Source organism: Mangrovicoccus sp. HB161399 (assembly GCF_013184745.1).
Lineage (GTDB): Bacteria > Pseudomonadota > Alphaproteobacteria > Rhodobacterales > Rhodobacteraceae > Mangrovicoccus.
Map to the genome: position 1 here is coordinate 20,204 of NZ_JAATVU010000074.1, position 7,440 is coordinate 27,643.

5 protein-coding genes and 2 pseudogenes are annotated in these 7,440 nt (G+C 67.2%); 2 read left to right on the forward strand and 5 right to left on the reverse strand.

Features of this window, described 5'->3' with window-relative positions; genetic code table 11:
* Position 1: 1 nt before the first annotated feature.
* A complete protein-coding gene (locus HCC78_RS26270) occupies positions 2–1,663 on the reverse strand; it encodes a bifunctional 3-(3-hydroxy-phenyl)propionate/3-hydroxycinnamic acid hydroxylase (protein ID WP_172331746.1) in 1,662 nt (553 codons plus the stop codon).
* Between the two features lie 363 nt (positions 1,664–2,026).
* Between HCC78_RS26270 and HCC78_RS26275 the strand changes: the two genes are divergently transcribed.
* Positions 2,027–2,671: a TetR/AcrR family transcriptional regulator gene (locus HCC78_RS26275; RefSeq protein WP_172331747.1), complete on the forward strand. Its 645-nt coding sequence runs from the start codon at positions 2,027–2,029 to the stop codon at positions 2,669–2,671.
* Positions 2,672–2,674: 3 nt separating this feature from the next.
* On the opposite strand, the gene HCC78_RS26280 is transcribed toward HCC78_RS26275, so the two are convergent.
* Together HCC78_RS26280 and HCC78_RS26285 are read right to left on the reverse strand one after the other, a co-directional pair.
* On the reverse strand, positions 2,675–3,433 hold the full coding sequence (locus tag HCC78_RS26280) for a tetratricopeptide repeat protein (protein ID WP_172331748.1): 759 nt from the start codon (positions 3,431–3,433) through the stop codon (positions 2,675–2,677).
* 13 nt (positions 3,434–3,446) lie between these two features.
* The gene (locus HCC78_RS26285) at positions 3,447–4,766 is read right to left on the reverse strand and encodes a prolyl oligopeptidase family serine peptidase (protein ID WP_172331749.1); all 1,320 of its coding nucleotides are present in this window, start codon (positions 4,764–4,766) and stop codon (positions 3,447–3,449) included.
* Between the two features lie 89 nt (positions 4,767–4,855).
* On the opposite strand from HCC78_RS26285, the gene HCC78_RS26290 reads away from it, so the two are divergent.
* Positions 4,856–5,515, forward strand: a complete 660-nt coding sequence (locus HCC78_RS26290; RefSeq protein ID WP_172331750.1) for a TetR/AcrR family transcriptional regulator — start codon at positions 4,856–4,858, stop codon at positions 5,513–5,515.
* Between the two features lie 201 nt (positions 5,516–5,716).
* Here HCC78_RS26290 and HCC78_RS26295 read toward each other — a convergent pair.
* Together HCC78_RS26295 and HCC78_RS26300 are read right to left on the reverse strand one after the other, a co-directional pair.
* Positions 5,717–6,900, reverse strand: a pseudogene (locus tag HCC78_RS26295) (IS5 family transposase).
* Positions 6,901–7,257: 357 nt separating this feature from the next.
* Positions 7,258–7,440 (reverse strand): annotated as a pseudogene (locus HCC78_RS26300) (hypothetical protein); the annotation flags it as partial.

Consider the following 7,440-nt stretch of genomic DNA (forward strand, 5'->3'; position numbering starts at 1 on the left):
ATCAGGCCACCGCCGCCTCGGCCCGCGCCGGAACCGCCAGCCGCGCCATCACCGTGTCGAAGCCCCGGCGCAGCGCATCCGCATCCGCCGCCGTCGCCGCCACGTAGAAATCCGGGCGCAGCAGCACATAGGTCGCGCCGAGTCCCTCGAGCCAGGCCGCATAGGTGCCCTCGGCATCGACCGCGTCGCAGACCATGCCCGGCTGGCCCAGGCAGACCGTCCGGCCTTCGAGCGCGGCGAGCTGCGCCAGCCGCTCCGGCCCCAATGCCTCGGCCGGATCTGCGCCGAGCCCCAGCACCATCCAGCCCGCGCCCATCGCCTGGTCGAAGCGGTCGCGCAGCCCGTTGGCCTCGACCACGCCCTGCACCGACAGCTCGCCCGCATGCGCGGTTTCGGAGACCCAGGCCCCCGGGCCAAGCTGGCAGACATCGGTCGGCACCGGCACGTTGCCGCGCGCGGCCAGATCGGCCTTCATCTGCGCATCGCGCTTCGCCGCTTCCTCCGGGTCGGCGATGCAGATGATCTTGCCCAGTTCCTGGCTGAAATCGATGTAGTGCCTGGCGTGCTCCTTGCGCTCGGTGGTATAGCTGTCCATCACCTCGATCCCGTACTTGCCCTCGATGATCCCGTTGAGGCGCCAGGCCAGCGCGAAGGCGTCGCGCAGCCCCGCGCACATACCCTCGCCGGCGAAGGGCGGCATCAGGTGGGCGGCGTCGCCGGCGATGGCGCAGCGGCCCTTGTTCCAGTCCTTCGCCCAGCGGGCCTGGAAGCGGTAGACGGCCGAGCGCTCCAGCTCGGAATTCTCCGGGGTCAGCCCCCAGGGCTCCAGCAGGCGCCAGGCAGCGGCGGGGGTCTGCAGCTCGACAGGGTCCTCGCCCGGCAGCACCATGTATTCCCAGCGCCGCCGCGAGAAGCCCTTGCCTTCCGGTCCCGGACCGCCCGGAACGATGGTGGTCGGCCGCTTCGGGTCGCAGAGCTGCCATTGGGCGGGCTCCTGCGGCCGCGAGGCGACATAGTCGAACTTCGGCAGCATGTCGAGGATCAGCCAGTCGAAGAAATAGCCCTTGTCCTCGTTCTCCAGCCCGAGGCTCTCGCGCACGAAGCTGTTGGCGCCATCCGCGCCGATGACGAAGCGCGCGCGGAGCTTCCGCGTGCCGGTCGCCGCCGGGTCCTCCTCGGGGTTGCGGCGCAGCGTCAGCGTCGCCGAAGCGGCGTCCTGCTCCAGTCCGCAGGCCTCGTAGCCGCGGATCTGGGTGATGGTCGGGCATTTGTCGGCGATGCCGGTCAGGCGGGTTTCCAGCTCGGGCTGGTTGAACCAGTAGCGCACCCGCCAGCCCGAGGCCGAGGTCGACTGCCAGTCGACGATCTGCAGGTTCTCGCCCTTGGCATCGCGCCAGTAATACAGCTCGTCATGGTAATTGATCGCCGGGTCGTTCTCGCTGTCGATGCCCAGTAGCGCCAGGATACGCGCGATCTCGTGGTCGAAAGTGACGGCGCGCGGGCGGCCGTAGGCTTCGGTCCAGCGCTCGATCAGCGTGACGCGCTTGCCGCGCTTGCCCAGCATGATCGCCAGGAACGTGCCCACCGGCCCCGCCCCGACAATGGCCACATCGGTATCGTAAGGCGCCGGACCCAGGCCCGCGCCGCTTGTGCTGACAGTCATGTCGATCACTCCCTTGGACCGTCCCGGCCCCTGTTCTCCTCCCGGCCAGGCCCTTCGCGCGGGCATGGCTGGTATGCTTTCAGCGTAAATCTAGATATGAATGTTCGTCAAGTTTGAGTTTTAGCCATTTATGATCCATGTTCGCACCTGCAGGAAATATCGTTCAAGCTTCTGTTTTCGATATATTTCCGGTTTTGTGAAACGAGGCCTCGGCTGATCTCGATCAAGGACGCGCCGCACCGGGAAACAGGTTTTCACAAATGAAGAACGCGACTCACCAGTGCATCTTTCGTCACCGATGAATCCATTCACTTGCGAATGGCGCGTTCCGCGATTACGGTAGGTCCAACAGGAGACCCGGACATGACAGTCACCCAACCGGAACCCGAAGGCCGCGTCGCCCGCCGCCAGCGCCGCAACCGCGAGGCGCTGATCATTTCCGCGCGGGCGATCATGTCCGAGAAGGGCATCGACGGCGCGACCATGCTGGAGATCGCCGAACGCGCCGATGTCGGCGCGGGAACGGTCTACAACTACTTCAAGTCGAAGGACGAACTGGCCGTTGCCGTGCTGGAGGAGATGATGTCCTCGCTCTCTCTGAGAATCGAGCAGGTGACGGATACCTTCGAGGATCCCGCCCAGGTCTATGCCTTCGGCATCCGCACCGTGCTGGAGACCGCCACGCGGGATATCCGCTGGCGGCAGCTGCTGAACCGTTCGGAAGTCCTGGCCGACGCGATGTACCGCCGGATGGGGCCCTATGCGATCCGCGACCTGAAGCAGGCCACCGCCGCCGGACGCTTCCAGGCCGAAGACGCGGAGCTTGTCTGGCGGCTCGCCTGCCACGCGATCATCGGCGTCAGCCTGTCGATCACCGCAGGCGAGATCGGGGAGGACCGGATCACCGACGTGGTGGTGCGGCTCTTGTGCATGACCGGGCTCGACCTCGCCGCCGCGACGGATCTGGCGACGCGGCCCCGCCCCGAGCTCCAGCCCGAAGCGGGCTGAGGCTCAGCCGCCGAGCCGCGCCAGCGCCGCGGCCGCTCTCTCGTTCCCCAGCTCCGCCGCTCGCCGGTAAAGCGCCAGCGCCTTTGCCGGATCTGCAGGCACGCCCTGTCCTGCCTCGTAGAGCGAGGCCATTCCGGCGATGCCGTCCGATGCGATCAGGTCGCCGCGTCCGGCAGCCTTCGCGTACCACGCCATTGCCTCCGCAAAATCCTGCGGCACCCCGGCTCCCAGCTGATAGGCCCGGCCGAGGTAATGCTGGCTGGTGATATCGCCCGCATCGGCCCCCTTGCGGTACCACTCCGCCGCCCCGGCAGCATCGCCCGAAGCCGCGTCGAGCAGGCCCAGATAGCGCGGCGCCTTCAGATCTCCGGCCTCGTACCCCTTGAGGAAATAGTCGCGCGCCAGTCCCGCATCGGCAGCCGCACCGAGACCCTCCATCGCCATCTGCCCCAGATAGAGATAGCCGCGACTGTCCCCGGCCTCGACCGCCCTCCCGGCCCAGAGCCGGGCCAGGGCGTAATCCGGCGCGGCCCCGTCGCCGCCTTCCAGCGCCAGACGCGCAACCTGTGCCGCAGCTCCCCGCTCCCCGGCCACGGCAGCCTGCCCGTAGAGCACGATCGCCCGCGGCAGATCCCCGGCATCGGCGGCCGCCTTCGCCTCCGCCGAAACGGAGCCCGGCGGCGGCATTGTCTGTGCCTGCGCAAGGCAGGGCAACGCTGCGGAAAGCAGGAGCGGGACAAGCAGCGCCCGGAAAGTTTTCATGACAGGGCTCCGGTCAGGCCACGCGGAAGATCCAGTCGCGGATCGGCGCGATGGAATAGGCATAGCGCCACGTTGCGGTATGGCCCGAAGCGCCGCCGGTCTCCTCGCCCTCATCGAAAACCGTGCCTTTGCCGAAGGTGACATAGTTGATCCGCGCGCCTTCGGCGTCGAGATCATCGAAGGCAAACCGGGTCTGCTCCGCGGTCCATTTCGCATCCCAGACCGCGCGGGCCACGGTGGCGCCCTCCGTCTCCAGCGCCTCGGTGATCGCATTCTGGCCGGGGAAGGCCTTGGCGTCGTCCTGGCTGACGAGGATGAACAGCCGGTTGCCCGCCATCGGCGCAACCAGCGCCGCATCCCATTGGCAGGCCACGAGGAAGGAGGCAGCGAAAAAGTCGGGATACTTGATGTTCATGGCGATCGACAGCATCCCGCCGCCCGACTGGCCGGTGGTGTAGAGCCGAGATGTGTCGATGCTGTACTCCTCCGACAGCGCCTTGATCAGGTTGATGACGGTGTCGAGCATGCTCGATGTCTCCGAGCCGTCGGAGGCGACGATCTCGGCGAATTGCGGGGCCAGCACGAAGCAGGGCCGGTCCGCCTGGTCCTGCGGCGAGGCCCAGCAGATCGCGCCAAGCCCCTGCTTCAGCGTCATCAGCGGATCCTCGCTGGTGGTCCCTGCGTCATGCATGAAATTGACCAGCGGGTAGCGCTGCGCCGGATCGTAATCCTTCGGCACGAAGAGGTTGTAGGGAAGGCTGTCGCCGGTCTCGGGATCATTCCAGACCAGCTGCCGGAACTCGTCGATCACGAGGTTCTCCACCTTTGCGGTCGCGATCTCCGCCGCCGCAACGGGCCGTTCGCCGATGGAGAACGCCGCTTGTGCGACCGTCGCCTGCGGAGTTTTCCAGCTCTTGTCGCTGACCGATCGTTCCCCCGCCGCGCCGGGACCGCCGCCGGATCCGCCCGGACCTCCCGGTCCGCCGCTGCGCTCCGGCTCGACCAGAAGCAGCGCATCGGCATCCTCGGCAGACAGCGCAACGATGACCACCGGGCCTTCCTCCGCCCGGCTCGCCGGATCGGCCGCCGCCGCCGGGTAGACCTCCGTCACCGTCCGCCCCGCCACCGCGAAATCCGCCGCCGACAGGGCCGAGGCCGGCACCGGCACGGGATAGGTGACGGCCACCGCGACGAAGCGCAGCCCGCCGCCGAAGACCTGCGTGACCGCCGAGGCGGATTGCGCCGCGATCCCGCCGGCCAGCACCGGAGCCGATAGGTTGGCCAGGGCACCGGCAGCGGTGAGGCCGAGAATGAAGCTGCGCCGGGTGGGCATCGGAATTTCCTTTCGTCTCGCGGCGGGCCGCGCTTGCCGCCGCCATTTATGGAACTATATTGGTTCCGTAAATAGGAGCTCCGTCGCGCATGTCAACATCGTCCATCGCCGATCCCGGTCAGCCGCCCCGGCGGGGCCGCCCGCGCAAGCTGACCGACGATGCGCAGAAGGCGCGGATTCTCGAAGCGGCCATGACGGCCTTCATCACCCGCGGCTTTGCCCGCACGACCATGGCCGATGTCGCGGCGAGCGCCGGAATGTCGAAGCGCGACCTTTATCGCCACTTCCCGGAGAAATCCGCGCTGTTCGGTGCGGTGATCCGGGCGCGCCGCCACCTGATCCTCGGCCTTCCGCGGCCCGAAGGCGAAGACCTGCCTCCGCTTGACATGCTCTGCTGCATCTTCCGGCTGGACCTTGATACGCGCGAGGCCGAAGAACGCGACGCGCTCTTGAACCTGCTGGCCCGCGAGAGCCTGCTCTTCCCGGAACTCAACGCGCTGCTCTACGAGGGCGGCATCATCCGGTCGCGCGAATTGCTGATGGACTGGATCGCGGCCGAGATCGCGCGGGGCCGCCTGCCGGACTGCGATCCCGGCTGCCTTGCCGGGCTCCTGATGGATGTCGTCTTCGGTGCGCTGCTGCCGCGGCGGAAGCGGAAGGAGAAACCGGACCGGCAGCGCCAGAGCGAAGAGATCCGCACGCGCCTGGCCATCGTCCTGCGCGGCATCGGAGCGGACCCCGCCACCTGAACCTGCTCCCCACAACCTATCCGAAAGTATTAGTTGATAGGTCAACTCATTCCGGCATTTTTGCCATGAGTCGACTAATCAACCTAACAGGGTGCTGAAATAGTCGGGCGAGCGGAATGTTTTCCGCCTTGCTGGGCGGGATGGCGCGATCTTGCATCCGTTCCTTGCCACTTGGAGCAAATGGTGCCGCGGCAGCCGTCCTCAGATGGCCAGCAACCGCGGCAGCCGGGCAAGGTTTGCCGCCGCCAGCGTGAGGATGAAGCGCGAGCGCACCCGCTCCACACCGCGATAGACGGTCTGCGCCGCGCCGCCCACCGTCTTGGACCATCCGAAAAGCTCCTCGATGCGCATCCGGTGCCTTCGCGCCAGGGCGTAGCCCTTGTGCCGCGTGGTCCTCCCGTCGATCGCCGGGAACCGCGCCTTCTGGGCGACATGCGGGGTGATGCAGGCCTGCCTGCAATCCGCCACGAACCCGGCCGCGTCATATGCCTTGTCAGCCCCCAGGGTCTGCCGTCTCGTCGATCCCGGCGACTGCCTGTGCATCATGGCGAGCGCTGCCTTGCGTTCGGCACGGCCATCGGCCTGGGTCAGCTCGCCCTGGACCGCGAGCCCGCTGCGGTTCTCCATGACGGCATGCCCGATGAAGCACAGCATCGCGCCGGTGCCCGGCGATTTCCGGTAGAGCCGCGCGTCCGGATCGGTCGTCGAGGCATGCGCCGCGTTCGAGCGCTTCTCGCCCTTGAAGTTCACTTCGGCATTTCGGCTGCGGCTGGCGGGGCGGGACATGGGGCGGGTCTCTGTATCGGGCTGCGGGGATGGGTCTTGCGGGGTGGCGTCCTGTGCCGGAGGATCGCCGTTCTCCTTCGGCCGGAAGCTCTTCATCGACACCCAGGCCTTCACCAGCGTGCCGTCGACGGAGAAGTGGCCGTCGGACAGCAGCGGTGCCACCTCGCGGTGCGCCAGGATGGCAGCCATCACCTTGCGCGACATGTCCGTGGTCAGCAGCCGGTCGCGGTTCTTGCTGAACACGGTCGGGACCCACACGGGGTCGTCAATGCCCAGGCCGACCAACCAGCGGAACAGAAGGTTGTAGTCCAGCTGCTCCATCAGCTGCCGCTCGGAGCGCGCGGAGTAGAGAAGCTGCAGCAGGCTCGCCCGGATCAGCCGCTCCGGCGCGATCGAGGGACGGCCAAGGTCGGCGTAGAGCACCTCGAATTCGGCATCGAGGCTGGCAAGCGCGTTCGCCATGGGCCTCGGACCGGTGGCGGCTCCATGGCTCACTTGACGACCTGCCGGATCTTCCACAGCGGGTGGAGCGCCGGAATGCGCTCCTCGAGATCGACATAGCTGAACAGCGAGCCCGTCTCATTGTCTGATCCCCGCATCGCACACTCCATCGTCCTCGCTGTGGCGCCGGTGAACCATGTTCCGCCACAGACGTCGAGGCGGGAGTTCTTCAGCAGCCTGTTCTCATGATCGCTGTCAACCCTTTGTTTCAACGCAATTCCCCCGACAGGGCCGGGTGCAAGCTTTTGAAGATGCGCAAGGCTGGGGACGGAACTGAGACGACGGTTGAGCAAGCTCTCATGCGCGGGTTGAATACCGCATGACCGTGGTTTCGTCCTGGGGCTGCCTCGCTCTAAGGAGCGAGCGTCGTTTCGGGCTCATGACAGGGCACGAGGGTTCCCCACCGCGTTCCGCCCCCGGCCTTGCGCATCGGCGGGCCGGAGAGCGTGTCTTTTCTATGCAGATTGCGAGACCGCCGGGCCCGGAACAGGCTCGACGGCTCGGGCGATGGCCCAGATGAGGCCCGCCATCTCGCGGGCAATGGCCGTGGTCACGACCACCTTCGGCTTCCCGGCCGCCGCCAGGCGGCGATAGCGCTGGCACATCCGCAGCTGCCCCTTCCAGGCAATGTCGCGCAC

What these genes read in the sequence shown, in the direction of transcription:
- HCC78_RS26275 (WP_172331747.1), top strand. Translation starts at nt 2,027, where the DNA reads ATGACAGTCACCCAACCGGAACCCGAAGGCCGCGTCGCCCGCCGCCAG.
- HCC78_RS26270 (WP_172331746.1), bottom strand. Translation starts at nt 1,663, where the DNA reads ATGACTGTCAGCACAAGCGGCGCGGGCCTGGGTCCGGCGCCTTACGAT.
- HCC78_RS26290 (WP_172331750.1), top strand. Translation starts at nt 4,856, where the DNA reads ATGTCAACATCGTCCATCGCCGATCCCGGTCAGCCGCCCCGGCGGGGC.
- HCC78_RS26280 (WP_172331748.1), bottom strand. Translation starts at nt 3,433, where the DNA reads ATGAAAACTTTCCGGGCGCTGCTTGTCCCGCTCCTGCTTTCCGCAGCG.
- HCC78_RS26285 (WP_172331749.1), bottom strand. Translation starts at nt 4,766, where the DNA reads ATGCCCACCCGGCGCAGCTTCATTCTCGGCCTCACCGCTGCCGGTGCC.